Source organism: Ectobacillus ponti, from assembly GCF_024294785.1.
GTDB classification, from domain to species: Bacteria; Bacillota; Bacilli; order Bacillales; family Bacillaceae_G; genus Ectobacillus; species Ectobacillus ponti.
In genome coordinates this window covers 1-24,504 of sequence record NZ_JANCLT010000020.1, presented here as the reverse complement: position 1 = coordinate 24,504, position 24,504 = coordinate 1, and the positions used below count along the sequence as shown (strand labels likewise).

Below are 24,504 nucleotides of genomic sequence, written 5' to 3'. Positions count from 1 at the left end.
AACAGTTGGCGATTTTTACATGATAAGGAGAAGATAGAGAAAAGTCGCCGCTTTAATCATCAGTAGAAAGTGAGGCACCATAAGAATGAAAGCAACTGGAATCGTACGTCGAATTGATGATTTAGGCAGAGTGGTTATTCCGAAAGAAATTCGCCGGACTCTTCGCATTCGCGAGGGAGACCCATTAGAGATTTTTGTGGATCGTGATGGAGAGGTTATTCTGAAGAAGTACTCTCCAATCAGTGAACTGGGTGATTTTGCAAAAGAATATGCAGATGCTTTATACGATAGCTTAGGACATAATGTACTGATTTGCGACCGTGACTCCATTATCGCGGTTTCGGGTGTATCCAAGAAGGAATACTTGAATAAGAATGTTGGCGAGCTGGTGGAGAAAGCAATGGAGGACCGCAGCTCTGTCATCATGACAGATGAAAGCGAAATGGCCATTATAGATAACATGAAGGAACGGATTGCGTCCTACACGATTGGGCCAATCATTGCAAACGGAGATCCGATTGGCGCAGTGGTGATTTTCTCGAAGGAGAAGATTGTGGGCGATGTGGAGCACAAGGCTGTTGAAACAGCTGCAAGCTTCCTGGCGAAGCAGATGGAGCAGTAACAAGGAGGTGTTCATAGGGTGCAGCGCACCTTATGGGCACCTTTTTTCTATGTGTAGGGCCATGGACGTTTTTGTGCTGTGCCGGCAGGCGGTATGATATAATTACGGGCAGTACAAGCAAGAAGGAGCATGACATGGAAGTAAAGAACTATCATGCAGCCTGGCGCGGGGCCGTGATCCTGACCATGGCCGGGCTGGCTACTAAAATTTTAAGCGCCTTTTATCGGATCCCGTTTCAAAATATTGTCGGGGATGTTGGTTTTTATATCTATCAGCAGGTATATCCTGTATATGGAATCTGTCTCGTATTGGCTACATACGGCTTCCCCGCTGTTATTTCATCTCTGGTGGCAGAGGAGGCCGCGAGAGGTAATGAGCAGGGCATCAGAGAGGTTGCACGGCTGTCTTTCCTGTCGCTGCTTGTGTTCGGCACAGGCATGTTCACCGCTTTATTTTTCGCCGCCCCCGCTCTGGCGGCAGCCATGGGGGACGGGAAGCTGACGGGCGTCCTGCGGGTCGCCGCGGTGCCCTTCCTGCTGCTGCCCTTCCTTTCCGTGGGAAGGGGGGCCTTCCAGGGGCTGCACGATATGATTCCCACAGCAGCTTCCCAGGTCACCGAGCAGGCCGTCCGGGTATCGGTCATCATCCTGGCATCCCTGTATCTGCTTGCCCGCTCAGCAGATCTCTATACAGTGGGCGCCGGGGCCATGGCAGGGTCCGCAGCCGGAGGGCTGGCCGCGGCCGCAGTCCTTCTTCTGTATAGAAGAGGCTTGAAGCAGGCTGACAAGACTCCTGCGGCCATGAAGTACAAGCGGCGGCAAGTCATTCAAACTTTATTTTTACAAGGACTTGCCGTCTGTGTCAGCAACCTTGTTCTCATCTTTGTGCAGTTCGTGGATTCCGTCTCCCTGTATAAAACGCTGCTGGAGGCAGGAGAGCCGGCACAATACGCGAAGGTTATAAAAGGGGTATATGACAGAGGAACCCCCTTGATCCAGCTGGGCACCGTGGTGGCCACTTCCTTCTCCCTCTCCCTGATCCCGGTCATTGCCGGCGGGAAGCATCGCGGAGATTGGGAGCTGATCCGCGGCAAGGTTGCCGCTTCCATGAAAATCACACTTGTGCTTGGCGGAGGGGCAGCCACCGGGCTGGCCTGTATTATAGAGCCGACAAACATCATGCTGTTTGAAGATGCGCGCGGCTCTGATGTGCTGGCGGTTCTTGCAGCGGCCATTCTGTTCGGGGCTTTCTCCATCACAGCCGCTGCCCTGCTGCAGGGGCTGGGGAGCACCATGCGGCCGGCCCTCTTTGTCATCCTGGGCGCCGCCGTGAAATGGGCGGGCAATCTCTGGCTCATTCCGCTGTTTGGCGTTAGAGGTGCAGCCTATGCCACCGTATTGGGACTGCTGTGTACAGCCGTCCTGAATATTCAGTTCTTGGTGCGGCTGCTGCGCCGCCATGTATTTGCAGCTGCCAACACCCTGTGGATACTGGCAGCTTGCTTGGGTATGGCTGCTGTACTCATCATATACACCACATTGTTTGGACATGTTCTCCCTGCAGGGCACCGGGCGGCAGCTGTGGCGGAAGCCCTGACTGCTGTAGGGCTCGGCGGGATTGTCTATGTATATTTCATTTTACGGCTCCCGATTTTCACAGAGGAGGAGCTCGGAGCAGTCTGGCATGGCGGTAAGCTGCCGCGCCTGCTGCAAAGGATTCGGAAGGAGAGATAAGAATGGCAAATCGCATTACCATCCTTGGCCTGGGCGCCGGGGACCTGGAGCAGCTGACCCTGGGTGTCTATCGGAAGATCATTGCTGCCCCGCACCTGTACCTGCGGACAAAGGAGCACCCTGTTGTGGCCGAGCTGGAGAAGGAAGGCCTGCAGTACACTTCCTTTGATGAAGTATATGAGAAGCACGATACCTTTGAGGCAGTGTATGAGGAAATTGCAGAAACCCTGCTGCGGCAGGCGGCAGAGGCTGATGTGACCTATGCAGTGCCGGGGCATCCCCTTGTGGCTGAGCGGGCGGTGCAGCTGCTGCTTCAGCGCGGCAAAGAGCGTGGCATTGAAGTAAGAGTGGAAGGCGGCCAGAGCTTCCTGGACCCGATGTTCGCAAGCCTTGGCATGGATCCGATTGAGGGCTTTCAGCTTGTGGATGCAACTTCTTTTACAAGGCAGGAGCTGCAGCTGCGCCACCACCTGATTTTCTGCCAAGTATATGATGCCTTCATTGCCTCCGAGGTGAAGCTGACACTGACAGACATGCTGCCTGATGAGTACGAGGTGTACATTGTGACAGCGGCCGGCTCCAGCATGGAAAGCATCAAGAAGGTGCCGTTGTACCTGCTGGACCACGAAACTGAGCTGAACAATCTGACAAGCGTCTATGTACCGCCGGTAAAAGACGAAGAGCTGCTGTATGGTGATTTCGCCAAGCTCCGGGATATTATCGCCGAGCTGCGCGGCCCGAACGGCTGCCCGTGGGATAAGGAGCAGACGCATGAGTCGCTGAAGAAATATTTGATTGAAGAGGCATATGAGCTGCTCGATGCCATTGATGAGCAGGATGATGAGCATATCGTCGAGGAATTGGGCGATGTATTGCTGCAGGTCATGCTGCATGCCCAAATCGGCGAGGATGAGGGCTGGTTCTCCATTGACGATGTCATCCGGGTGCTTGCGGAGAAAATGGTCCGGCGCCACCCGCACGTATTCGGAAGTGCGGAGGCGGAAACAGCGGACCAGGTTGTGGCAAATTGGGATGCAATTAAAAAGACAGAGAAAGCAGAGCGGAAGGAATCCGCCCTGGCCGGGATTCCAAAGAGCCTGCCGCAGCTGCTGCAGGCATATGAGCTGCAGAAGAAGGCGGCGAAGGTCGGCTTTGATTGGGATGATGTGCAGCCGATGCTGCAGAAGATTCATGAGGAGCTGCAGGAGTTCCAAGCCGAGGTGCAGCGCATGGACATGGACAACATGACAGCGGAGCTCGGCGACCTTCTTTTTGCTTTCGTCAATGTGGCCCGCTACTATAAGATTAATCCGGAAGAAGCCATACATACAACAAATCGCAAGTTTATGAACCGTTTCTTATATATAGAAGCCAATGCTGCCGAGCAGGGCCGCAGCATGACGGATTATACGCTGGAGCAACTGGATGCCTGGTGGGAAGAAGCAAAACGAGGAGGATACTAAGATGCGTCTGGACAAATTTTTGAAGGTATCACGCTTGATCAAACGAAGAACATTGGCAAAGGAAGTGGCAGACCAGGGCCGTATCTCCATTAACGGCAAGCCGGCAAAGTCCAGCTCCACGGTGAAAGCCGGCGATACGCTGGCGGTGCGCTTTGGCCAAAAGCTCGTAACGGTACAGGTGAATGAATTGAAGGAAAATGCCAAAAAAGAAGAAGCCGCCAACATGTACACAATTATCAGCGAAGAGAAGCTGGCCGGCGACCCGATCGAAGAAGGCTTGTTCTAAATACATGTGCCCCCTCATACATTGGTAACAGTACAGGCTATGGGGGGATAACAATGAACAACGGCTATCAGACCGGTTCTTCCAATAATGTAAATGTGTCTGCTGAGCATGATATTATCATGCGTGGGAGACGGCTGGTGGATATTACAGGTGTCAAGCAGGTCGAGAGCTTCGACAGTGAGGAGTTTCTGCTGGAAACCGTGATGGGCTTTCTGACGATACGCGGGCAAAACCTGCAGATGAAGAACCTGGATGTGGAGAGAGGAATTGTATCAATCAAGGGGAAGGTGCACGAGCTCTTGTATCTGGATGATCAGCATTCTGACAAAGCTAAAGGCTTCTTTAGCAAGCTGTTCAAATGAACCTGACGATCCAGTTCTACACCATGCTCTCCATGATTGGCATGGGGGCATGGGTTGGCGCCGCCCTTGATACGTACCATCGGTTCCTCCAGCGCCCGCGCAGGAAACGGTGGATTGTGTTTCTGCATGACATTTTTTTCTGGACTGTCCAGGCTCTCATCGTCTTCTACGTGCTGCTGCGGGTAAATGAGGCAGAGCTGCGTTTCTATGTATTCATTGCCTTGCTGTGCGGGTTTGCCGCCTACCAGAGCTTGCTGAAAAAGCTGTATACAGCTTGTTTGGAGGCAATCATCCAATTCTGCGTCAGAACCTATCAGTTTTTTGCCATGCTGATTCGAAACTTGCTGATTAAGCCAATTATTTATTTGGCACAGGCCTTGCTGGCATTGTTCTTATTTCTTCTACACATGCTAAAAATTATTTTTCTCGGTATCTATAAGGTTTTGTTCAAGCTGCTTTGGATGCTTTGGAAGCTTCTTTTCATTCCACTCGGCTTCCTGGGACATCTTCTATGGAAACTTGTTCCCCAACGTGCTAAAATTTTTATCGCCCGCTATGCAGGATTTTTGAAACAAATCACGAAAGTGAAAGGAATCATCCTAAAATGGTGGAATGCGATTCGAACACGGTTAGGGGGACCTCGTGAATGAGGGAGTTAAGCAAGATCGAGAAGAGAGAAGCGCAAAGTGCCGCTCCTCAGCATACGATGCAGAGAGATGGGAGCCGGAAGCGCCTCCTCCGGAGATTAGCAGTGTTTTTGGCCTTTGCCCTCACGGTTGTGGTTAGCCTGAATGTAACATTCTATAAGCAGAAAGCAACAATTGCAGAAAAGCAGGGCTCCATTGCCAAGCTGAAGCAGCAGGCGGACCAGCTGGATACAGAGGAGAAGCAGCTGAAGGACGAAGTAAATAAGCTGAACGATGATGAATACATCGCTGAAATTGCCAGAAGAGATTACTTTTTCTCCAATAAGAATGAAACAATTTTCCCGTTAAAGGGACAATAAGCAGGGAAGGTGAATTGGCAATTGGGCGGAATCGTCCAATTGCCGTTCATTGACACTATATTTTACAATCATATATAATAAGATAAAACTGGACTTTTTAAGAATTAAGGAGGAGCATTTTTTTTATGTCAATTGAGGTAGGCAGCAAGTTACAAGGAAAAGTAACAGGTATTACGAATTTTGGAGCTTTTGTGGAGCTGCCAGAGGGAAAAACAGGTCTTGTTCATATCAGTGAAGTTGCTGATAACTATGTAAAAGACATTAATGACCATCTGAAAGTCGGCGACCAGGTAGAAGTAAAGGTTCTCAATGTTGAGAAGGATGGCAAGATCGGTTTATCTATTAAGAAGGCAAAAGAGCGCGAAGGCGGCGAAGGCGAGCAACAGCGTTACGGGCAGGGACGTCCGCAACGCGGCAACCGTCCGAACAATCGCCCGAACAACCGCGACCGCAATGACCGCGGCCCGGTGAAAGAAACATTTGAACAGAAGATGTCCCGCTTCCTGAAGGATAGTGAAGATCGGCTGACTTCTCTGAAGCGTAATACAGAATCAAAGCGCGGAGGCCGTGGCGCTCGACGCGGATAACTTGCTGCTGACCCTTGTGGATAGAGGCACTCAATCCCATATTGAGTGTCTTTTTGTTTGCAAGAGGGAATTTATGAAATGGTGTTGACAAAAAGGAATGCAGGATTTATTATAGTAATTGTCCTTTGGATAATGGCGGTGTAGCTCAGCTGGCTAGAGCGTACGGTTCATACCCGTAAGGTCGGGGGTTCGATCCCCTCCGCCGCTATATACTTGGCCCGTTGGTCAAGCGGTTAAGACACCGCCCTTTCACGGCGGTAACACGGGTTCGAATCCCGTACGGGTCATCATAGAAGAGAGAGACAGCGCAAGATGCACTGTCTCTTTTTTGTTGGAATACAACAGCTTGGCCAAAAAAGAAAAAAGATATACATAGAAGTCTTCTACAAAAACAGTGTTATTATTTGGAAAATTTCACATGGAATCATTGAAATCAGATGGTTTTCTGTATAGATGTGGAAGAGTTTCGGATAAAAAGTCGAACAATTCTGTGAACTACGTCTGTTCTTTTGACAATCTTTCCCTATTGTTGCCCGTATAATTACAATTAATAAAATATGCGGGTGGTGTTGAGAATATGCCAAGACCAGGACGAAACAATGTCGGTGCAGGCTCTGAGATCCTCACAATGGGCCGTGGACCATGGACAGTTTCCCGTTGGACAAGCAAGCTGCGGACAGCTGCGGAGCATGTATTCTTCCGTTGGGGATTTGTAATTGTGTTAATCGGATTTCTTTTGGGACGTGCATATATTCTAACAAACATTTTGCCGTTTGCGCTTCCGTTCTTTGCGGCTGTGTACGTGATGAAACGGGACAAGATGGCATTGGCCTTTCTCGCCTTGATCGGCGGTGCTTTCACTGTATCGTTCGGGAACATGGTGTTTACCTTTGCCTCTATTTTTACCTTCTTCGTCTATAATATCTTCTTTGCCAGGTTCACCAAGAAAATTGTCGGCCTTGTGCCATTCCAAGTATTTGTGTCAGCCTTGACAGCCCATTTGGCAGTTGTATATATGCAGCAAGGCTCGGTTGTGCTGTACGATGTATTCATGAGCACAGTGGAAGCCGGCCTCAGCTTTGTATTGACCATGATCTTCCTTCAAAGTGTTCCGCTTCTCAGTGAAAGAAAAGGAAAACAGCAATCCCTGGAAACAGAAGAGATTGTATGCCTGATTATTCTGCTCGCATCCATCCTGACAGGCACAACAGACTGGTTTGTGCGGGATATGTCCATCCAGCACGTATTCACCAGATACTTGGTTCTGGTGGCCGCCTTTGTGGCGGGCGCTTCCATAGGCTCTACAGTGGGCGTGGTAACAGGATTGATTCTGAGTCTGGCGAACGTGGCCAGCCTGTATCAGCTGAGCCTGCTGGCGTTCTCCGGCTTGCTTGGCGGCCTGCTGAAGGAAGGGAAGCGGATTGGCGTCGGCCTGGGTCTCCTGATCGGGACAAGCTTAATTACGCTGTATGTAGATAAGAAGGCGGATATCGCGGTCACGCTGCTGGAATCCGCTGTAGCTATTATTATGTTCCTGCTGACACCGAGAGGCCTGATTGACCGGCTGGCCAGGTTTGTTCCGGGCACACAGGAGCATACAGCGGACCAGCAGCAGTATCTGCGCCGGATCCGTGACGTGACATCCCATAAGATTTCACAGTTTGCCAATGTGTTTCAGGCGCTTTCGAGCAGCTTTGCTGTATATGGCTATGTGGAAGAACAGGATGCAGAGAAGGAAGCAGACCTGTTCTTGAGCGGCATTACGGAGAAAACGTGCCAGACCTGCTTTAAGCGTGAGCAGTGCTGGGTGAACAATTTCGACCGGACCTATGATTATATGCGGGATATTATGAAGGAAACGGAGGAGGGCACTTTGTCCCGCAATACAAAGTTCCAAAAGGAATGGAACAAGTATTGTGTGCGCGGATCCCGGGTGACAGAGCTGGTTGAGCAGGAGCTGGCCCATTTCTATCATAACCAAGAGCTGAAGAGGCAGATGCGGGACAGCCGCAGGCTCGTTGCGGAGCAGCTCATGGGCGTTTCCAAAGTAATGGAGGACTTTGCAAAGGAAATTCAGCGTGAAAAGGAAAACCATCAGGCGCAGGAAGAACAGATTATGGAGGCCTTTCACAGCTTTGGCATAGAAGTGAACCATGTGGATATTTATTGCCTGGACCAAGGCAATGTTGATATAGAAATGACCATTCCGGCAGCATCCAATCAGAGAGGGGAGTGCGAGAAAATTATCGCCCCCATGATTTCGGATATCCTGAATGAAACCATTATTGTAAAAGGCTATGAGGATTCGCAATATCCGAACGGCTATACGACAATTTGCTTCGGCTCAGCCAAGTCATTTGCGATTGATACAGGGATTGCTACGGCAGCCAAAGGGGGCGGGCTTGTATCCGGCGACTCCTACTCTACGATGGAGCTGAGCATGGGCAAGTATGCGCTCGCCATCAGCGACGGCATGGGAAATGGCGAACGGGCCCATCTGGAAAGCAAGGAAACCCTGAAGCTGCTGCAAAAGATTCTGCAATCCGGCATTGATGAGAAAATTGCCATCAAGTCCATTAACTCCATCCTGTCTCTCCGTACGACAGAGGAGATGTTCACCACACTGGACCTGGCAATGATCGATCTGCGCGACGCCAGCGCCAAGTTCCTGAAAATCGGGTCCACACCGAGCTTCGTCAAGCGGGGGGACCGTGTGATCAAAATAGAGGGAAGCAATCTGCCGATTGGCATCCTTGACGATGTGGATGTGGATGTCATCAGCGAGCAGCTGCGGCAGGATGATATCCTCATCATGATGAGCGACGGCATTTTTGAGGGGCCGAAGCATGTCGAGAATCATGAGATGTGGATGAAGCGGAAAATTAAGGAGCTGAAGACAGAGGATCCGCAGGAGATTGCAGATATCCTGATGGAGGAGGTCATTCGTTCGCGCGGCGGCTTCATTGAGGATGATATGACGGTAGTGGTCGCCCAGGTGAAAAAAAATATGCCGAAGTGGAGCACTATTCCCATTATGAGCAAGCAGGCGCAATAAGTATGCAAGTTGTGCAATTTGGCAAGGCTGAAGAAGGAATATAGAACAAAAGTCCAAGGCATGCAGCCTTGGGCTTTTCGTTATGGAACAGGAGGATGTGTGTTGGACAGCAGAAGAAAGCGGCGCAGACAACGGAGATGGGGGAGGCTGGAGACCATATTTCTGTTGATGGGGCTGCTGGGCTTGTACAGCCTGTATATTTGGAAGAACCTGCTTCGGTTCTGATGGTTTCCTTTGCCGAAGCATAGGAAAAGATGATAGGATAAGAAAGAGAAAATGGGTAAATTTGAAAGGTGAGCTGCAGTTTGAAGCATGCATTTGTTCATCAGATTGACACATTTGTAAAAGAAAATGAATTGCTGCATCCGGGGGCTGTCGTTGTTGCCGCAGTATCCGGAGGACCTGACTCCCTTGCGCTGCTCCATTATTTATACCGCTCGCAGGAGCGGCATGGCATTCAAGTGATTGCCGCCCACGTGGACCATATGTTCCGCGGGGAGGAGTCCCATGAAGACCTGCTATATGTACAGAGAGTCTGCGAAGAGTGGGGCATTGCCTGTGAAGCGGCGAAGATCGATGTGCTTGCCTACCAGAAGGAGCACCAGCTGGGTGCCCAGGCTGCCGCGCGTGAATGCCGGTATGCCTTTTTGAAGGAAGTCATGGACAAGCATCATGCCCACTATCTGGCGTTGGGGCATCATGGAGATGACCAGATAGAGACCATTCTTATGCGCATGACGAGAGGAAGCACTCCTCAGGGGTATGCCGGGATCGCGGTAAAGCGCCCCTTTGCGGAGGGGTATATCATCCGTCCTTTTCTGGCGGCTGCGAAGCAGGAGCTTGAGCAGTATTGTGAGGAAATGAACTTGAATCCCCGCATAGACCCGAGCAATGCCAAGGACACTTATACAAGGAATCGCTTCCGCCGGCATATCCTCCCTTATTTAAAACGGGAGAATCCGGCAGTGCATGAGAGGTTCCAGCAGTTCAGCAAGTTTCTTCAGGAGGACGAAGCATATTTGCAGGAATTAGCCTCCGGGAAAATGAATAAAGTAGTTAAGACAAAGAATCGAAATTGTGTCGTCTTATCAGTCCCCCTCCTGGAATCCATTGCTGTGCCTTTACAAAGAAGGGTGATTCAACTAATATTAAACTATCTTTATGAACATAAGCTTCCGTCATCGCTCTCTTCTATACATATTGATCAGGTGCTGAATTTGCTTGCAGGCTCCCGCCCTTCAGGGACTTTGCATTTCCCGGGAGGCTTACATGTCGTTCGTACATATGAAGAATGCAGCTTCAGCTTTTTAAAGGAAGAGGCTTCCCCTTTTTCTTACATATTGGAAGTGCCGGGAACCGTTATTTTGCCAAACGGCGATGAGCTGAAGGCAGAAATCAGCAGTATGATTCCGTCTGGCCGCAACGCATGCATATTCGCTGCTTCCAGCAGGCTCGTATCCCTTCCACTTACAGTCCGCTCCCGTAAAGATGGAGACCGGATGACGGTTAAGGGTATGAATGGCACCAAAAAGTTGAAAGCTATTTTTATCGAAGCGAAAGTGCCCAAGCTGATGAGAGAACAATGGCCGGTCGTTTGTGATGCAGAGGGAACCATCGTTTGGCTGCCGCGTTTAAAGCGGTCCCATCTGGCAGTTCAGCCGGATGAGGCAGACGGGGGCAGCTACATACTCATTCACTACAAAAGCAAGGAGTCTTCTAGGAGGATGGACAATTGATGAATCAGGATATGGAAAAGGTATTAATTTCAGAAGAGGAAATTCAACAGAAGGTAAGAGAGCTTGGGGCGCAGATTACAGGGGACTATAAGGATACAGTTCCGCTTGCAATCGGTGTGCTCAAGGGAGCAATGCCTTTCATGGGCGACCTGCTGAAGCGGGTGGACACCTATTTGGAAATGGATTTCATGGCAGTTTCCAGCTATGGGCATTCCACTGTATCCACGGGAGAAGTGAAAATCCTGAAGGATCTCGATACTTCTGTAGAAGGCCGTGATATTCTGATTGTTGAGGATATTATCGACAGCGGTTTGACTCTCAGCTATTTGGCTGAACTGTTCCGCTACCGCAAGGCAAAATCAGTGAAAATCGTAACACTTTTGGATAAGCCTTCAGGCAGAAAAATTAATATCGAAGCTGATTATGTGGGCTTTACTGTTCCAAACGAATTCGTTGTCGGATACGGACTGGATTATAAGGAGCAATACCGCAATCTTCCGTACATTGGCGTATTAAAACCGAGTGTTTATTCAAAATAAGGATATAAGCGCTTTTCAGTTGGATAGGAAAGTTTTTCTATGTTACTATTTACTATAGCGGGTATGTTGTGAGAGGAGGTTAGGAATGAATCGCATCTTCCGTAATACCATCTTTTATTTACTGATATTTTTGGTTGTTATCGGTGTTGTCAGCTACTTTAATGGCTCTACTCAGCAGACAAAGTCCATCACTTACGATAAATTCCTCTCCAAGCTTGAAAGCGGAGAGGTACGTAAAGTCGAATTGCAGCCAAAGAATGGCGTGTTTGAAGTAAGAGGCCAGTTCGAAGGGGACGCGGCTGACAGCGGTTTTGTTACATATGCTCCAAGCACTGAGGAGCTGCAGAAGAAGATTAACGATAAGGTTAAGGATACATCCATTGGATATAAGCCTGCCGAAGAGACAAGTGCATGGGTGACGTTCTTTACATCCATCATTCCGTTTGTCATCATCTTCATCCTGTTCTTCTTCCTGCTCAATCAGGCACAGGGTGGCGGCAGCCGGGTTATGAACTTCGGCAAAAGCAAAGCGAAGCTCTACAATGATGACAAGAAGAAGGTTCGCTTCCGTGATGTGGCTGGTGCAGATGAAGAGAAGCAAGAGCTTGTGGAAGTGGTGGAATTCCTGAAGGATCCGCGCAAATTTGCGGAGCTGGGCGCCCGTATTCCGAAAGGCGTTCTCTTGGTCGGACCTCCGGGAACAGGTAAGACATTGCTTGCAAGAGCGGTGGCTGGAGAGGCTGGCGTGCCATTCTTCTCCATCAGCGGTTCTGACTTCGTGGAAATGTTTGTCGGTGTCGGTGCTTCCCGCGTTCGTGACTTGTTCGAGAACGCGAAGAAGAATGCGCCATGTATCATCTTTATTGATGAAATTGACGCAGTCGGACGCCAGCGTGGCGCCGGTCTTGGCGGTGGCCATGACGAACGCGAGCAGACGCTGAACCAGTTGCTCGTGGAAATGGATGGATTCGGTGCTAATGAAGGAATTATCATCGTAGCGGCAACAAACCGTCCTGATATTCTGGATCCGGCGCTTCTGCGTCCGGGACGCTTTGACCGCCAGATCACTGTGGACCGTCCGGATGTAAAAGGACGCGAGGCAGTATTGAAGGTGCATGCGCGCAACAAGCCGCTTGATGAGAGCATTGACTTGAAAACAATTGCAATGCGCACACCAGGCTTCTCCGGTGCAGATTTGGAGAACCTGTTGAATGAGGCAGCGCTTGTAGCAGCCCGCCAAAATAAGAAGCGCATTGAAATGACGGATATTGATGAGGCGACAGACCGCGTCATTGCAGGTCCTGCGAAGAAAAGCCGTGTCATCTCTCAAAAGGAACGTAACATTGTGGCTTACCATGAAGCCGGTCATACAGTAATCGGTATGGTGTTGGATGAAGCTGACATGGTGCATAAGGTAACCATCGTGCCTCGCGGCCAGGCTGGCGGCTACGCTGTCATGCTGCCGAAGGAAGACCGTTACTTCATGACAAAGCCGGAATTGCTTGATAAGATTGTCGGCTTGCTTGGCGGCCGTGTTGCGGAAGAGATTGTCTTCGGCGAGGTCAGCACAGGAGCCCACAATGACTTCCAGCGTGCGACAGGCATTGCCCGCCGCATGGTGACTGAGTTCGGGATGAGTGATAAACTCGGCCCAATGCAATTCGGCAACTCTCAAGGCGGCCAGGTGTTCTTGGGAAGAGATTTCCACACAGAACAGAACTACAGTGATGCAATTGCTCACGAAATCGACCTGGAAATGCAGCGCATCATGAAGGAATCCTACGCCCGTGCGAAGGAAATTCTGACTGATAAGCGTGACAAGCTTGAGATTATCGCAAAAACGCTTCTGGAAGTGGAAACATTGGATGCAGAGCAAATCAAGAGCCTGTATGAAAATGGGACATTGCCTGAGCGTAAAGCAAAGGGTTCCTTCTTCTCTGACGATGTGAAGGTGAACATCGCACCGAAGAAAGAAGGGGAACAATCTGAAGAGCCGAAGGAGTGACAATATGTCACTCCTTTTTTTGTCAGGAAGCACCTGTCCGCATAGACAGCCGGAAGCCGGCATTTCAGGGCGCACAGATGGGCAAAAAGCGCCCTTTAGCAACCGGAACCTCCCTTCGGTGAGCTGAACGAGCCGGCTTCGCTTTTCTCGAAAATATGCTATGATAGGTACATGCTTGTGTGAGGCTGGGAGGCTGGCGCACACGAGGTAAGGGAACTTCCTGAGAGATGTATTCATAAAATTTCAAATAAGTGGTGAGAGCATGATCTTCGTATTGGATGTCGGGAATACTAACGCGGTGCTGGGCGTATTTGAGAACGGACAGCTTCGCCAGCATTGGCGCATTGAGACGAATCGCAACAAAACAGAAGACGAATATGGTATGTTTGTCAAGCAGCTGCTGGCGCATGAAGGCATTGATTTTGGTGATATTAAGGGCGTCATTATTTCTTCTGTTGTGCCGCCGATTATGTTTGCCTTAGAAAGAATGTGCGAGAAGTATTTTAAACAAAAGCCTTTGGTGGTAGGGCCTGGCATTAAGACAGGACTGAATATCAAGTACGAGAACCCGCGCGAGGTGGGGGCAGACCGGATTGTGAATGCGGTTGCCGGCATCCAGCTGTATGGAAGCCCGCTGATTATTGTCGATTTTGGCACTGCTACTACATATTGCTATATTAACGAAGAAAAACATTATATGGGTGGCGCCATCACCCCTGGTATTATGATTTCTGCGGAAGCGCTGTATACGAGGGCTGCCAAGCTGCCAAGAATTGAAATTACCCGGCCGAGCGAGGTTATTGGGAAGAATACGATTACAGCCATGCAATCCGGAATCTTATACGGATATGTCGGCCAAGTAGAAGGAATTGTAAAGCGCATGAAGGCACAGGCAAAAACAGAGCCTACTGTCATCGCGACAGGAGGACTGGCCAAGCTGATTGCAGAGGAGTCAGATGTCATTGATATCATTGATCCATTCCTGACGTTGAAAGGGCTGTACATTCTCTATGAGCGGAATGCTGGTTCACAACTGGAAAAGGGTGAACGAAGTGAACGATTATCTAATAAAGGCACTGGCCTATAACGGCGAAGTGCGTGCCTATGGCACATTAACAACGAACACAGTCAGTGAGGCGCAGCGCCGCCATGATACATGGCGTACTGCTTCTGCAGCACTGGGACGCTCTCTAACTGCAGGTGCCATGATGGGTGCTATGCTGAAGGGTGACCAGAAAATGACCATCAAGGTGGAAGGCAACGGACCACTGGGCATTATCATGGTTGATGCGAATGCCAAGGGTGAAGTGCGCGGCTATGTTTCCAATCCTCATGTTGATTTTGAAGCAAATGAGCAAGGAAAGCTGCGTGTATACGAGGCTGTGGGCACAGAAGGCTTTTTGACTGTCATTAAGGACATTGGCATGCGTGACCCATTCGTCGGCCAGGTGCCGATTGTATCCGGGGAGCTGGGGGAAGACTTCACCTACTATTTTGCGGTGTCTGAACAGGTTCCATCTGCAGTGGGTGTCGGTGTGCTGGTAAACGGGGATGATTCCATTCTGGCGGCAGGCGGTTTTATTCTGCAAATCATGCCGGGCGCCCAGGAAGAGACCATCGCTGCAATTGAAAAGAGCATTGCGGAAATTCCGCCAGTGTCCAAGCTGATTGAGCAGGGCCTGACACCGGAGGAGATTCTGTACCGGCTTCTGGGCCAGGACAACGTGCAAATCCTGGAGAAGATGGACGTACAATTCCGCTGCACCTGCTCACGCGAGCGCATTGAAGGTGTTCTTGTCAGCCTGGGCAAAGAAGAACTGGAGCAAATCCGGGATGAGGAAGAAAAAACGGAAGCGCATTGCCACTTCTGCAATGAAACATATGTCTTCACACAGGATGACCTGAATCAGCTAATCCAAAACTTATAAGAAAATTCACTTTTTGCAAGGCAGATGAATTGACAAATAATTTCACATCTGTAAAAATGGATATAAATCCAATACAAATAGTCGGCATTAGGGGTGAAGAGAATGAAAGTGGCACAATCTGTTTCTGAATTAATCGGCAGCACACCAATCGTAAAATTAAACCGTGTAGTAAATGAAAATAGCGCAGAGGTATATCTGAAGCTGGAATTTATGAATCCGGGCAGCAGCGTAAAAGACCGCATCGCTTTGGCTATGATTGAAGCGGCGGAGAAGGACGGCAAGCTGAAGGCTGGCGATACAATCATTGAGCCAACAAGCGGCAATACAGGCATCGGTTTGGCAATGGTTGCGGCAGCAAAAGGCTACAAGGCCATTCTCGTTATGCCGGAAACAATGAGCATGGAGCGCCGCAATCTGCTTCGCGCTTATGGAGCTGAGCTTGTACTGACTCCAGGACCGGAAGGCATGGGCGGAGCGATTCGTAAAGCAGAAGAACTGTCCAAGGAGCATGGCTACTTCATGCCGCAGCAGTTCAAAAACGAAGCAAACCCAGAGGTGCACCGTTTGACTACGGGCCCTGAAATCGTTGCGCAAATGGACCAGCTGGATGCCTTTATCTCCGGCGTTGGTACTGGCGGCACAATCTCCGGCGCGGGCAGCGTGCTGAAGGAGAACTTCCCAGGCCTGAAGGTATATGCGATTGAGCCAACTGATTCCCCTGTATTGTCCGGCGGCAAGCCAGGCCCTCACAAAATCCAGGGCATTGGCGCAGGCTTCGTTCCTGAAACGCTGAACACAGAAGTATATGACGAGGTAGTCCAAGTGAGCAACGACCAGGCATTTGAATATGCCCGCCGTGTGGCTCGCGAGGAAGGCATCCTGGTTGGCATCTCTTCTGGTGCAGCCATCTATGCAGCACTGCAGGTAGCTGAAAAGCTTGGCAAAGGCAAAAAGGTTTTGGCAATCATCCCAAGTAACGGCGAGCGTTACCTGAGCACAGCTCTGTACCAGTTCGAATCTTAAGATGCAGGATGCAGTACAGTGGCAGCTGGATGCCTACAACAGCAAGGACGTTGAGAAATTCCTGCAGGCCTATACGGATGACGTGACAGCCTATGACCACCCTGATATGTTATTGTTTTCCGGCAAGGAGGCAATGAGGGAGCGGTACAGCAAGCTGTTCAGCCAATATCCGAATATGCATTGTGAGCTTGTGCACCGGGCCCGGCTCGGCTCCCATGTAATGGACCATGAGCGGATCACCGGCCGCGGCGGCGAGCCGATTGAGGCGCTGGCCACTTATGAATTGCAGGATGGACTGATTAAACGCATATGGTTTATCAAATAAAGGCACCCAATTTGGGTGTCTTTATTTTTGGTGCGGGCGGCATTTCCCAGACAATTAAATATGAACGTCCTGTGAAACTTCGTGTACAATAAGGGATAGTAAGTCAACTGGTGAGAGGTGTACCTATGAGGCAACGTAACGTACTGGCGGTTTCCGTTCCATATAAAAATGACTTTTTTATCCAATATAAATGGCTGTCCCGTGAAAGCCGGCAGCATGTGCTGCTGGAGAGCGCACGCGGCGGCCGTTATCATATCGCAGGTCTGCAGCCGGCTGCCGTGCTGCGGGGCAAGGGAACAGAACTGCATATCACGGAAGGAAGCAGAGAGCATGTTTGGGAGGGCAATCCGCTGGATCTGGTGGAGCGCTACATGGCAGAGCGGCAGACAGCCCAGCACCCTGACTATCCCCCATTCCAGGGAGGCGCCATCGGCTATTTCAGCTATGACTGCATCCGCTATATTGAGAAGCTGGATACGTTGGCAGCGGATGACCTGGAGATTCCTGATGTCTTTCTGCTCATTTTTGATGAGGTATATGTATATGACAAGGATGAACAGAAGCTGTGGGTGATGGTGACCTATGAAGGGGAAGAGGCAGCTGCCCGGGAACGGCTGAGGGAACTGCAGGAGCCGTGGCTGCAGCCCGCACCCGCTGTCCGGCTGGACTACCCTGCACAGGAAGATGCAGCCCTGCAGGTTTCCTTTACAGAGGAGGGCTTCATGGACGCGGTCAAGTGTGTGCAGGAGTATATTGCAGCAGGAGATGTGTTTCAGGTGAATCTATCAGTCCGGCAGGGCAAGCCGCTGCGCTCCCATCCGCTGGAGATCTACACAAAGCTGCGGGAGATCAATCCCTCTCCTTATATGGGCTACATGGAGCTTGGCGAGTTCCAGATTGTCAGCGGGTCGCCGGAGCTGCTGATCAAGAAGCAGGGGACAGCAGTCAGTACGCGTCCCATTGCCGGTACCCGGTCCCGGGGCAAGGACCTGGAAGAGGATGAGGCACTCGCCCGCGAACTCATTGAAAATGAAAAGGAACGGGCGGAGCATGTTATGCTTGTTGACCTGGAACGTAATGACCTGGGCCGCGTATGCCGCTATGGCACAGTAGAGGTGGACGAGTTCATGGTCATCGAACGGTACTCCCATGTCATGCACATCGTCTCCAATGTACGCGGAGAACTGGCGTCAAACCAGGGTGTCTTTGATGTCATCAAGGCGGTCTTCCCGGGTGGTACAATTACCGGTGCACCGAAAATCCGCACCATGGAAATCATTGAAGAGCTGGAGCCGGTTCGCAGAGGAATTTATACGGGCTCCATCGGATGGATTGGCTATTCCGGCGAGATGGAGCTGAACATTGTCATCCGCACCCTGTTGGCCAAGGATGGACAAGCCTATGTGCAGGCGGGGGCCGGGGTTGTCATTGACTCCAACCCAAGAAATGAATATAAAGAATCCTTGAAAAAGGCGGCGGCCCTGTGGCGCGCCAAGGAAAGCAGCGAGGGGGAGCAGGCGTGATCCTGATGATTGATAACTATGATTCCTTTACCTTCAATCTGGTGCAGTTCCTTGGGGAACTGGGGCAGGAGCTGGTCGTGAAGCGGAATGATGAGATTACAATTCCGGAAATTGAGGAGCTGAAGCCTTCCTTCCTCATGATTTCACCGGGACCCTGCAGCCCGAACGAGGCCGGCATCAGCATGGACGTCATCCGTCACTTTGCCGGGAAAATCCCGCTGTTCGGGGTATGCTTGGGCCATCAATCCATTGCCCAGGTATTCGGCGGGGAAGTGGTGCGTGCGGAACGGCTCATGCACGGAAAGACTTCGCAGATGCACCACGACGGCAAGACCATTTTTACAGATATTCCGAATCCGTTTGCCGCAACAAGATACCATTCCCTTATCGTGAAAAAGGAAACCTTGCCGGAGTGCCTGGAGGTTTCTGCTTGGACAGCGGAAGGGGAGATTATGGCACTGCGCCATAAAACACTTCCAGTGGAGGGTGTGCAGTTTCATCCGGAGTCCATCATGACGGCTTACGGCAAACAGCTGCTGCAGAACTTCATTAAGAAGTACGAAGGGGCGGTCACATGCTGATCTACCTGAATGGAGAAGTGCTGCCGGCTGCCGAAGCCCGGATTTCCCCTTATGACCATGGGTTCCTGTATGGCCTGGGTGTATTCGAGACCTTCCGTACGTATGATGGACATCCCTTTTTGCTGCACGACCACTTTGAGCGGCTGATGGCCGCTCTGTCTGCCCTGCAGATCCGCTTGGGCATGACCCGGGAGCAGATGGGGGAGATCGTGGGCATGCTGCTGGAGGCAAATGGGCTGCAGGATGCCTATATTCGTTTCAACGTCTCGGCAGGCAGTGGAGAGGTTGGCCTGCAGACAGATGCCTATGAGCAGCCCACTGTCATTGTCTTCGTGAAGCCCTTGCCGCCAGCGGGCACCGGGATGGCGGAGAAGGAAGGTATCCTGCTGGAGCAGCGCCGCAATACGCCTGAAGGAGAGTTCCGGCTGAAGTCCCATCATTATCTGAACAGCATACTCGGAAAGCGGGAGGCAGGCCCCGGCCTGCAGCGGGAAGGCCTCTTTCTGACGGGGGAGGGCCACGTGGCTGAGGGGGTCACCTCCAATATCTTTTTTGTGAAGGAGGGTGTTCTTTGCACACCTTCCCTGGATACCGGAATCCTCAATGGCATTACCCGGGAGCTTGTGCTGGCACTGGCCGCCAAGCTTGGCATCCGGACAGAAGTGGGCTTATTCAGGCCAGAGCAACTGCTGGGGGCTGAAGAGATTTTTGTGACAAATTCAGTGCAGGAGATTGTTCCGTTATCATCAGTACAACAAATTTCTTTCCCGGGAAAAGACGGCAGGATTACCCGTGCCCTTTTTCAGGAATACATAAAACATCGACATACTTTGTGGAGCAAACAAGATTTATAAGGGGGACTGCAGCTTGAAGCAGAATATACAATGCGGGCCATATGAATTGAACATTACGACACAGACAGCGGTCATGGGCATTCTTAATGCGACACCGGATTCCTTCTCTGATGGAGGAAATTACAACGAGGTGGAAACAGCTGTCAGACATGCGAAGGAGATGGTGGCGCAGGGCGCCCATATCATTGATATCGGCGGTGAGTCCACCAGACCGGGGTTTGCGCCGGTCACAGCTGAAGAAGAGCTGCAGCGGGTGATTCCTGTCATCCGTGCAATTTCGCAGGAGGTGCAGGTGCCTATCTCCATTGACACGTACAAGGCAGAGGTGGCCAGACAAGCCATTGAAGCCGGCGCCCATATCATCAATGATATTTGGGGAGGCAAGGCAGATCCATTGATGGTGGAGGTGGCCGCAAGCTATGATGTTCCGATTGTCCTGATGCATAACCGCCGTGACCGCAATTACCGCAGCCTGATGGCGGATATGATTGCAGACCTGTACGAAAGCGTGAAGCTTGCAAAGGCGGCAGGTGTTGCTGACCACAATATTATCCTGGACCCGGGTGTCGGCTTCGCGAAAACCCCGGAGCAGAACCTGGAGGTCATGCGCCAGCTGGAGGATCTCACCGTGCTGGGCTATCCGATTTTGCTGGGGACTTCCCGGAAGTCCTTCATCGGCCAAGTGCTGGATTTGCCGGTGGGCGAGCGAATGGAAGGAACGGGAGCAACGGTTTGCCTCGGGATTCAAAAGGGCTGTGATATCGTCCGGGTGCACGATGTGTTGGAAATCTCCAGAATGGCAAAGATGATGGATGCAATGCTTGGAAAGCGAGGTGTCTACGTTGGATAAAATCTATGTGCATGATATGGAATTTTACGGCTATCACGGTTTATTTGCCGAGGAGACGAAGCTCGGTCAGCGCTTCCGTGTGGATTTGTCCGTGGAGCTGGATTTGAAGCTGGCCGGCACAACAGATGACTTGCAGTACTCTGTCAACTACGGGGAGCTGTATCATCTCTGTGAGGGGATTGTGCAGGGAAAACCGTATAAGCTTGTGGAAAGTGTTGCGGAAAAAATTGCTGAGTCCATTCTGCAGCAATATTCCTTGATCCAGCGCTGCACGGTCAAGGTGATCAAGCCTGACCCGCCTATTCCAGGGCATTACCGCGCGGTGGCTGTTGAGATTACGAGGGCAAGAGCATGAGAAATACCGCATACCTTGCGCTTGGCTCCAACATCGGGGACAGGGCAGCCTTTCTGTCCGAAGCTGTTTCTTCCTTGAGAGGGCATCCGGACATCCAGGTGGAAGCTCTGTCTTCCATTTACGAAACAGATCCGGTTGGCTATACAGAGCAGGACAAGTTCTTGAACATGGCAGTAAAAGTTTCTACCAGTCTGTCTCCCGGAGAGCTTTTGGCATACATACAAGAGACGGAACGGCAGTTGGGAAGAAAGCGGGAAATTCACTGGGGGCCGCGGACGATTGACCTTGACATTTTGCTGTTTAATCACGAAAATATTGTAGCAGAGAACCTAATCATTCCTCATCCTCGCATGCATGAGAGAGCTTTCGTACTAGTCCCTTTATTAGAAATCAATGCAGAGATGAAGAGTGAAATCTCAGATATACAGCTCGATGATATGAAAAGGCGAGAGGGAGTTACAGTATGGAAGCGGAAAAATGGGGAAGACGGATTCGCGCTTTTCGGAAGTTAAAGGGATACACACAGGAGAGCTTTGCGAAGCAGCTGGGTGTGTCTGTTTCGGTCTTGGGAGAAATAGAAAGAGGGAACCGCATTCCTTCTGAGGAGCTTCTTGCAGTAATCACCAAGGTGCTGCAAGTTTCAATAGAGGAACTTACACCAAAGAGTGACTGATGGAGGAGGAAGAACAATGCTGAAAATCGGCAACATTGAAATGAAAAACCCCGTTGTCCTTGCTCCGATGGCAGGTGTCTGTAATTCGGCATTCCGCCTGACAGTAAAAGAATTTGGCGCCGGCCTGGTTTGTGCGGAAATGGTCAGCGACAAAGCAATCCTTTTCAACAACAAAAAGACACTGGATATGCTGTATATTGATGAGCGTGAAAAGCCATTGAGCCTGCAGATTTTTGGCGGTGAAAAGGAAACGCTTGTAGAAGCAGCCAAGTATGTAGATAAGAATACGACGGCAGATATCATTGATATTAATATGGGTTGCCCGGTTCCGAAGATTGTGAAGTGTGATGCCGGTGCCAAGTGGTTGCTGGATCCGAACAAGGTATATGAAATGGTGGCGGCTGTTGTAGACGCAGTGGATAAGCCGGTGACAGTCAAGATGCGCACAGGCTGGGATGAAGACCACATTTATGTAGTGGAAAATGCCCTGGCTGTACAGCGCGCAGGCGGCCAGGCTGTAGCAGTCCATGGCCGTACACGTGCCCAAATGTATGAAGGAAGAGCAGACTGGAGTCTGATCAAGCAGGTAAAGGAAGCAGTCAGCATTCCTGTAATCGGCAATGGCGATGTAGAAACACCGCAGGATGCGAAGCGCATGCTTGATGAAATCGGTGTGGACGGTGTCATGATCGGCCGCGCGGCTCTCGGTGACCCGTGGATGATTTACCGTACCGTGAAGTATCTGGAAACAGGCGAGCTTATGCCGGAGCCAAGCGTGCACGACAAGATTGATGTGTGTGTGCTGCACCTGGACCGTCTCATCAACCTGAAGAATGAGAAAATTGCGGTAAAAGAGATGAGAAAGCATGCGGCTTGGTACCTGAAGGGCGTCCGCGGCAATGCACATGTACGCAGCTCAATCAATGAATGCAACTCTCGTGATGAGCTGGTTGGACTGCTGACTTCTTTTGCGGACGAGGCAGCGCAGAAGGAAGCAGCTTTGCCAGACAATATGGATCAGGCAAGCGCTGTTTGACAATTTTGACAGCTCTGCCTATACTAGAGAAAAACTGCCAGTATGCCGCTGGCAGTTTTTCTAGTTGACAAGAAAGTGTTATACTGGATATATTGCAAATTTTATAAAGCTGGAGTTGATACAATGAGTCACGAAGAATTAAACGACCAGTTGCTCGTGCGGCGCGAAAAGCTACATAATCTGCGCGAAAAAGGCTTGGATCCGTTCGGCAAGCGCTATGAGCGCACACACTCTGCACAAGAGCTGCTGCAAACATATGGGGAATTGTCAAAAGAGGAATTGGATGAAAAGGCTGTAGCGGTTGCGATTGCAGGCCGTATTATGACGAAGCGCGGCAAAGGAAAGGCTGGCTTCGCCCACGTTCAAGACCTGTATGCCCAAATTCAGATTTACGTCCGTATGGATGCTGTCGGCGAAGAGCAATACGAAATCTTTAATACTGCAGATCTTGGGGACCTTGTAGGTATCCAAGGGGTGCTGTTCAAAACACAAGTGGGCGAGCTGTCCATTAAAGTAACAGATTTCACCTTGCTGACAAAAGCACTGCGTCCGCTTCCTGATAAATATCACGGTCTAAAAGACATCGAGCAGCGCTACCGCCAGCGTTATCTGGACCTCATCACAAGCATGGAAAGCCGCCAGACCTTTATTGCCCGCAGTAAAATTATTCAAGCAATGAGAAGATACCTGGATGACCATGGCTACTTAGAGGTTGAAACGCCAATGATGCATGCCATTGCCGGCGGTGCATCTGCCCGCCCGTTCATCACGCATCATAATGCGTTGGACATGCAGTTGTATATGCGTATTGCAATTGAACTTCACCTGAAGCGTCTGATTGTCGGCGGCTTGGAAAAGGTATATGAAATTGGCCGCGTATTCCGTAATGAAGGAATCTCCACGCGCCACAACCCTGAGTTCACCATGATTGAACTGTATGAGGCATATGCTGATTACAAGGATATCATGAGCCTGACTGAAAATTTGATTGCCCACATTGCGAAGGAAGTATTGGGCACAACAAAGGTTACGTATGGAGACTACGAGATCGACCTGCAGCCTGAGTGGAAGCGGCTGCACATGGTGGATGCGATCAAGGAATTCTGCGGTGCTGACTTCTGGGCTCCGATGAGTGTCGAGGAAGCGCGCGCCCTTGCCAAGGAGCATGGGGTGGAAGTGACTGAGCATATGGAAGTAGGGCATATCATTAATGAGTTCTTTGAGCAAAAAGTAGAAGAGCACCTGATTCAGCCTACCTTCATCTATGGCCATCCGGTGGAAATCTCTCCATTGGCGAAGAAGAATGATGAAGACCCGCGCTTTACAGACCGTTTCGAGCTGTTCATTGTAGCGCGTGAGCATGCAAATGCCTTCACAGAGCTGAATGATCCAATTGATCAGAAGGAACGCTTTGAGGCGCAGCTGAAAGAGCGTGAGCAAGGCAATGACGAAGCTCATATGATGGATGATGACTATATTGAAGCGCTGGAATACGGTATGCCTCCAACAGGCGGCCTCGGAATCGGCATCGACCGTCTGGTGATGCTGTTGACGAATTCCCCATCCATCCGTGATGTACTGCTGTTCCCGCTTATGCGTCATAAGCAGGACTGATGAGTTAGAATTGCACCTCTTGGGCCGTGGTGGCTCAAGAGGTGTTTTTCTGGATGGGAGCAGGAGTGCATGCTGGACTGGATACCTTCTCAGATAGGGATTACAGTTTAAAGGATCACTTTTTATAAAAAAGTGATAAAAAGTATTGCAATATATTTTGGCAGCTGTTATATTAATAAACGTCGTCAGTGACGGTTTAAGAAATTTAAAAAACGCTTGACGATGTGATTGATAAATGTTAAGATGTGAAAGTCGCTTTTGAGCGACAGATAAGCTCTTTGAAAACTGAACAAAACACAAAACGTCAACATTTATTTTTTGAAGCTAGACAAACACTTTTATGGAGAG

The 24,504-nt window shown here is 50.4% G+C and carries 26 protein-coding genes and 2 tRNA genes; all 28 read left to right on the top strand.

From position 1 onward, the window contains the following. Positions 1-85: 85 nt before the first annotated feature. The 28 genes from spoVT to lysS all read left to right on the top strand — a co-directional run bounded on the left by spoVT (position 86) and on the right by lysS (position 24,156). Positions 86-622, top strand: coding sequence for a stage V sporulation protein T (spoVT, locus tag NK662_RS21885; protein WP_254761104.1), 537 nt, complete (start codon positions 86-88; stop codon positions 620-622). Positions 623-756: 134 nt separating this feature from the next. Further along, positions 757-2,355 carry a putative polysaccharide biosynthesis protein gene (locus NK662_RS21880; RefSeq protein WP_254761103.1) on the top strand — a complete coding sequence of 533 codons (1,599 nt, stop codon included), beginning with the start codon at positions 757-759 and terminating at the stop codon, positions 2,353-2,355. A 2-nt stretch (positions 2,356-2,357) separates the two neighbouring features. Further along, positions 2,358-3,818 (top strand): bifunctional methyltransferase/pyrophosphohydrolase YabN, encoded by a 1,461-nt coding sequence (gene yabN / locus NK662_RS21875; RefSeq protein ID WP_254761102.1) that lies wholly within the window; start codon positions 2,358-2,360, stop codon positions 3,816-3,818. Position 3,819: 1 nt separating this feature from the next. Beyond that, positions 3,820-4,104, top strand: a complete 285-nt coding sequence (locus NK662_RS21870) for an RNA-binding S4 domain-containing protein (protein ID WP_254761101.1) — start codon at positions 3,820-3,822, stop codon at positions 4,102-4,104. Positions 4,105-4,157: 53 nt separating this feature from the next. Continuing rightward, complete coding sequence (yabP, locus tag NK662_RS21865; RefSeq protein WP_254761100.1) at positions 4,158-4,466, top strand: sporulation protein YabP; 309 nt, start codon at positions 4,158-4,160, stop codon at positions 4,464-4,466. Beyond that, on the top strand, positions 4,463-5,116 hold the full coding sequence (yabQ, locus tag NK662_RS21860; RefSeq protein ID WP_254761099.1) for a spore cortex biosynthesis protein YabQ: 654 nt from the start codon (positions 4,463-4,465) through the stop codon (positions 5,114-5,116). The genes yabP and yabQ overlap by 4 nt, the downstream gene beginning before the upstream one ends. Beyond that, positions 5,113-5,472: an FtsB family cell division protein gene (locus NK662_RS21855; protein WP_254761098.1), complete on the top strand. Its 360-nt coding sequence runs from the start codon at positions 5,113-5,115 to the stop codon at positions 5,470-5,472. Before yabQ ends, NK662_RS21855 begins: the two co-directional genes overlap by 4 nt. 125 nt (positions 5,473-5,597) lie before the next feature. Then, the gene (locus tag NK662_RS21850) at positions 5,598-6,059 is read left to right on the top strand and encodes a S1 domain-containing RNA-binding protein (protein ID WP_254761097.1); all 462 of its coding nucleotides are present in this window, start codon (positions 5,598-5,600) and stop codon (positions 6,057-6,059) included. Between the two features lie 134 nt (positions 6,060-6,193). Beyond that, a tRNA-Met gene (locus tag NK662_RS21845) sits at positions 6,194-6,267 on the top strand. 7 nt (positions 6,268-6,274) lie between these two features. Beyond that, positions 6,275-6,346: transfer RNA gene (locus tag NK662_RS21840), tRNA-Glu, on the top strand. A gap of 290 nt (positions 6,347-6,636) precedes the next feature. Next, on the top strand, positions 6,637-9,114 hold the full coding sequence (gene spoIIE / locus NK662_RS21835) for a stage II sporulation protein E (RefSeq protein ID WP_438503653.1): 2,478 nt from the start codon (positions 6,637-6,639) through the stop codon (positions 9,112-9,114). Between the two features lie 102 nt (positions 9,115-9,216). Further along, positions 9,217-9,339 (top strand): hypothetical protein, encoded by a 123-nt coding sequence (locus NK662_RS23670; protein ID WP_279665570.1) that lies wholly within the window; start codon positions 9,217-9,219, stop codon positions 9,337-9,339. Positions 9,340-9,419: 80 nt separating this feature from the next. Further along, complete coding sequence (gene tilS / locus NK662_RS21830; RefSeq protein ID WP_254761096.1) at positions 9,420-10,850, top strand: tRNA lysidine(34) synthetase TilS; 1,431 nt, start codon at positions 9,420-9,422, stop codon at positions 10,848-10,850. Next, entirely contained in the window at positions 10,847-11,389 is a 543-nt protein-coding gene (gene hpt / locus NK662_RS21825) for a hypoxanthine phosphoribosyltransferase (RefSeq protein ID WP_254761095.1), read from the top strand. The genes tilS and hpt overlap by 4 nt, the downstream gene beginning before the upstream one ends. Before the next feature lie 85 nt (positions 11,390-11,474). After that, positions 11,475-13,394: an ATP-dependent zinc metalloprotease FtsH gene (gene ftsH, locus NK662_RS21820; RefSeq protein WP_254761094.1), complete on the top strand. Its 1,920-nt coding sequence runs from the start codon at positions 11,475-11,477 to the stop codon at positions 13,392-13,394. A gap of 262 nt (positions 13,395-13,656) precedes the next feature. Further along, positions 13,657-14,481 (top strand): type III pantothenate kinase, encoded by an 825-nt coding sequence (locus NK662_RS21815; RefSeq protein ID WP_254761093.1) that lies wholly within the window; start codon positions 13,657-13,659, stop codon positions 14,479-14,481. Further along, on the top strand, positions 14,447-15,322 hold the full coding sequence (gene hslO, locus NK662_RS21810; protein WP_254761092.1) for an Hsp33 family molecular chaperone HslO: 876 nt from the start codon (positions 14,447-14,449) through the stop codon (positions 15,320-15,322). The genes NK662_RS21815 and hslO overlap by 35 nt, the downstream gene beginning before the upstream one ends. Positions 15,323-15,424: 102 nt before the next feature. Further along, positions 15,425-16,345 (top strand): cysteine synthase A, encoded by a 921-nt coding sequence (cysK, locus tag NK662_RS21805; RefSeq protein ID WP_254761091.1) that lies wholly within the window; start codon positions 15,425-15,427, stop codon positions 16,343-16,345. Between the two features lies 1 nt (position 16,346). Beyond that, positions 16,347-16,670, top strand: a complete 324-nt coding sequence (locus tag NK662_RS21800; protein WP_254761090.1) for a nuclear transport factor 2 family protein — start codon at positions 16,347-16,349, stop codon at positions 16,668-16,670. A gap of 125 nt (positions 16,671-16,795) precedes the next feature. Continuing rightward, positions 16,796-18,193: an anthranilate synthase component I family protein gene (locus NK662_RS21795; protein WP_254761089.1), complete on the top strand. Its 1,398-nt coding sequence runs from the start codon at positions 16,796-16,798 to the stop codon at positions 18,191-18,193. Then, positions 18,190-18,774 (top strand): aminodeoxychorismate/anthranilate synthase component II, encoded by a 585-nt coding sequence (gene pabA, locus NK662_RS21790; RefSeq protein ID WP_254761088.1) that lies wholly within the window; start codon positions 18,190-18,192, stop codon positions 18,772-18,774. Before NK662_RS21795 ends, pabA begins: the two co-directional genes overlap by 4 nt. Then, on the top strand, positions 18,768-19,628 hold the full coding sequence (pabC, locus tag NK662_RS21785) for an aminodeoxychorismate lyase (protein ID WP_254761087.1): 861 nt from the start codon (positions 18,768-18,770) through the stop codon (positions 19,626-19,628). The genes pabA and pabC overlap by 7 nt, the downstream gene beginning before the upstream one ends. After that, positions 19,621-20,478 (top strand): dihydropteroate synthase, encoded by an 858-nt coding sequence (folP, locus tag NK662_RS21780; RefSeq protein ID WP_254761131.1) that lies wholly within the window; start codon positions 19,621-19,623, stop codon positions 20,476-20,478. The genes pabC and folP overlap by 8 nt, the downstream gene beginning before the upstream one ends. Further along, entirely contained in the window at positions 20,471-20,833 is a 363-nt protein-coding gene (gene folB, locus NK662_RS21775) for a dihydroneopterin aldolase (protein WP_254761086.1), read from the top strand. Before folP ends, folB begins: the two co-directional genes overlap by 8 nt. Then, a complete protein-coding gene (folK, locus tag NK662_RS21770; protein WP_254761085.1) occupies positions 20,830-21,345 on the top strand; it encodes a 2-amino-4-hydroxy-6-hydroxymethyldihydropteridine diphosphokinase in 516 nt (171 codons plus the stop codon). The genes folB and folK overlap by 4 nt, the downstream gene beginning before the upstream one ends. Next, complete coding sequence (locus tag NK662_RS21765) at positions 21,297-21,506, top strand: helix-turn-helix domain-containing protein (RefSeq protein ID WP_254761084.1); 210 nt, start codon at positions 21,297-21,299, stop codon at positions 21,504-21,506. Before folK ends, NK662_RS21765 begins: the two co-directional genes overlap by 49 nt. A 16-nt stretch (positions 21,507-21,522) precedes the next feature. After that, positions 21,523-22,542, top strand: a complete 1,020-nt coding sequence (gene dusB / locus NK662_RS21760; RefSeq protein WP_254761083.1) for a tRNA dihydrouridine synthase DusB — start codon at positions 21,523-21,525, stop codon at positions 22,540-22,542. Between the two features lie 123 nt (positions 22,543-22,665). Further along, positions 22,666-24,156 carry a lysine--tRNA ligase gene (gene lysS, locus NK662_RS21755; RefSeq protein ID WP_254761082.1) on the top strand — a complete coding sequence of 497 codons (1,491 nt, stop codon included), beginning with the start codon at positions 22,666-22,668 and terminating at the stop codon, positions 24,154-24,156. Positions 24,157-24,504 lie beyond the last annotated feature (348 nt).

What these genes read in the sequence shown, in the direction of transcription:
- NK662_RS21800 (WP_254761090.1), top strand. Translation starts at nt 16,347, where the DNA reads ATGCAGGATGCAGTACAGTGGCAGCTGGATGCCTACAACAGCAAGGAC.
- NK662_RS21880 (WP_254761103.1), top strand. Translation starts at nt 757, where the DNA reads ATGGAAGTAAAGAACTATCATGCAGCCTGGCGCGGGGCCGTGATCCTG.
- lysS (WP_254761082.1), top strand. Translation starts at nt 22,666, where the DNA reads ATGAGTCACGAAGAATTAAACGACCAGTTGCTCGTGCGGCGCGAAAAG.
- NK662_RS21870 (WP_254761101.1), top strand. Translation starts at nt 3,820, where the DNA reads ATGCGTCTGGACAAATTTTTGAAGGTATCACGCTTGATCAAACGAAGA.
- cysK (WP_254761091.1), top strand. Translation starts at nt 15,425, where the DNA reads ATGAAAGTGGCACAATCTGTTTCTGAATTAATCGGCAGCACACCAATC.
- dusB (WP_254761083.1), top strand. Translation starts at nt 21,523, where the DNA reads ATGCTGAAAATCGGCAACATTGAAATGAAAAACCCCGTTGTCCTTGCT.
- yabN (WP_254761102.1), top strand. Translation starts at nt 2,358, where the DNA reads ATGGCAAATCGCATTACCATCCTTGGCCTGGGCGCCGGGGACCTGGAG.
- NK662_RS21815 (WP_254761093.1), top strand. Translation starts at nt 13,657, where the DNA reads ATGATCTTCGTATTGGATGTCGGGAATACTAACGCGGTGCTGGGCGTA.
- yabP (WP_254761100.1), top strand. Translation starts at nt 4,158, where the DNA reads ATGAACAACGGCTATCAGACCGGTTCTTCCAATAATGTAAATGTGTCT.
- NK662_RS21765 (WP_254761084.1), top strand. Translation starts at nt 21,297, where the DNA reads ATGGAAGCGGAAAAATGGGGAAGACGGATTCGCGCTTTTCGGAAGTTA.
- spoIIE (WP_438503653.1), top strand. Translation starts at nt 6,637, where the DNA reads ATGCCAAGACCAGGACGAAACAATGTCGGTGCAGGCTCTGAGATCCTC.
- ftsH (WP_254761094.1), top strand. Translation starts at nt 11,475, where the DNA reads ATGAATCGCATCTTCCGTAATACCATCTTTTATTTACTGATATTTTTG.
- yabQ (WP_254761099.1), top strand. Translation starts at nt 4,463, where the DNA reads ATGAACCTGACGATCCAGTTCTACACCATGCTCTCCATGATTGGCATG.
- spoVT (WP_254761104.1), top strand. Translation starts at nt 86, where the DNA reads ATGAAAGCAACTGGAATCGTACGTCGAATTGATGATTTAGGCAGAGTG.
- folK (WP_254761085.1), top strand. Translation starts at nt 20,830, where the DNA reads ATGAGAAATACCGCATACCTTGCGCTTGGCTCCAACATCGGGGACAGG.
- NK662_RS21855 (WP_254761098.1), top strand. Translation starts at nt 5,113, where the DNA reads ATGAGGGAGTTAAGCAAGATCGAGAAGAGAGAAGCGCAAAGTGCCGCT.
- NK662_RS21850 (WP_254761097.1), top strand. Translation starts at nt 5,598, where the DNA reads ATGTCAATTGAGGTAGGCAGCAAGTTACAAGGAAAAGTAACAGGTATT.
- NK662_RS21795 (WP_254761089.1), top strand. Translation starts at nt 16,796, where the DNA reads ATGAGGCAACGTAACGTACTGGCGGTTTCCGTTCCATATAAAAATGAC.
- pabC (WP_254761087.1), top strand. Translation starts at nt 18,768, where the DNA reads ATGCTGATCTACCTGAATGGAGAAGTGCTGCCGGCTGCCGAAGCCCGG.